Here is a 1,564-nt window from a genome sequence, read left to right as displayed (position 1 = left end):
CAGATTGCTGACAAAGCCCTCGCCTTTGGCGGGGGCTTTTGATTCAATGGGGAATGCTGAGGAAACCGATGCCCCAACAGACGGAACTGGAGATGGTGACGATCGCGTCGCTTGTTCCGTCGGACCACCTGCTGCGCAAGATTGACGCGGCGATCGACTTCTCCTTCATCCGCGAGCGGGTGGCGCATCTGTACTGCGCGGACAACGGGCGTCCTGCGCTCGACCCGGTGGTGTTGTTCAAGATTTTGTTCATCGGCTATCTGTTCGGGGTGCGCTCCGAGCGGCAGTTGATGCGTGAGATCCAGGTCAACGTGGCCTATCGCTGGTTCCTCGGGCTTCGGTTGACCGACAAGGTGGCCGACGCCTCGACGTTGAGCCAGAACCGCAGGCGCCGCTTCGCCGACAGCACGATCTACCAGGACATTTTCGACGAGATCGTGCTGCGGGCGATCAAAGGCGGGCTGGTAGACGGCACGGTTTTGTACACCGACAGCACGCATCTGAAGGCCAACGCCAACAAGAACAAATATGATCTGGCGCAGGTGGCGAAGTCGCGGGCCGACTATCTCGACGCCTTGGACCAGGCCATTGATGCCGACCGCGCCGCCCATGGCAAGAAGCCTCTGAAAGAGAAGGCGCGCGAGCCGGACGTCAAGGAGACCAAGGTCAGCCGCACCGATGCGGACGCGGGCTACATGGTGCGCGATGGCAAGCCCAAGGGCTTCTTCTACCTGGATCACCGCACGGTGGACCGCCAGCACGCCATCATCACCGACAGCTTCGTCACGCCGGGCAATGTGCATGATAGCATCCCCTATCTCGGTCGGCTTGATCGCCAGCGCGACCGCTTCGGGTTCGACGTGCATGCCGTTGGATTGGATGCGGGCTACTCGACGGCGGGCATCTGCAAGGGATTGCAGGATCGCGGCATCGAGGGCGTGATCGGCTATTCGCGACCAACCCACCGAGACGGCTTCCTGCGCAAGCGGGACTTCGCCTATGACCGGAAACTGGACGGCTACCGCTGTCCGAACGGCCAGCACCTTCACTACGCCACGACCAACCGTGATGGCTACCGCGAGTACAAAAGCAACCCTGCCATCTGCCGTTCCTGCCCGCTGCTGGCGTCCTGCACCAGCAGCGCCAACGCCACCAAGGTGGTCACTCGCCATGTCTGGCAGGACGCCAAGGAGCACGCCGAGACCAACCGGCTGAGCGCCTGGGGCAAGGCGCTGTACGCACGACGCAAGGAGACGGTCGAACGCAGCTTCGCCGACGCCAAGCAGTTGCACGGTCACCGTTACGCCCGCATGCGCGGGCTGGCCAAAGTGGCCGAACAATGCCTCCTCGCCGCCGCCTGCCAGAACATGAAGAAGATCGCTCTGATTCTGGCGCGGGGGACGCCAGGAACCGGCAAAAAGGCGCTTTGGGGCCTGCTCTTGGCGATCACACGCCCCGCCAGCGCGCCAAACCTCCGCCAACCGAGGATCGGCCCTGCTTACGCCTGAACCGATGAAAAAACAAACCCCGCCGAAAAAACGACGGGGTTTGTCATCGGTCTGAA

The 1,564-nt window shown here is 62.5% G+C and carries 1 protein-coding gene; it reads left to right on the top strand.

The window, feature by feature from the left end:
* The first annotated feature begins 53 nt into the window (after positions 1 to 53).
* A complete protein-coding gene (locus K678_RS17315) occupies positions 54 to 1,508 on the top strand; it encodes an IS1182 family transposase (protein WP_231376287.1) in 1,455 nt (484 codons plus the stop codon).
* The last annotated feature ends 56 nt before the right edge of the window (positions 1,509 to 1,564 follow it).

This window comes from Magnetospirillum fulvum MGU-K5, from assembly GCF_000442515.1.
Classification (GTDB): Bacteria; Pseudomonadota; Alphaproteobacteria; order Rhodospirillales; family Magnetospirillaceae; genus Phaeospirillum; species Phaeospirillum fulvum_B.
The sequence above is the reverse complement of the archived record's forward strand: the minus strand, read 5'-3'. Positions and strand labels throughout refer to the sequence as shown.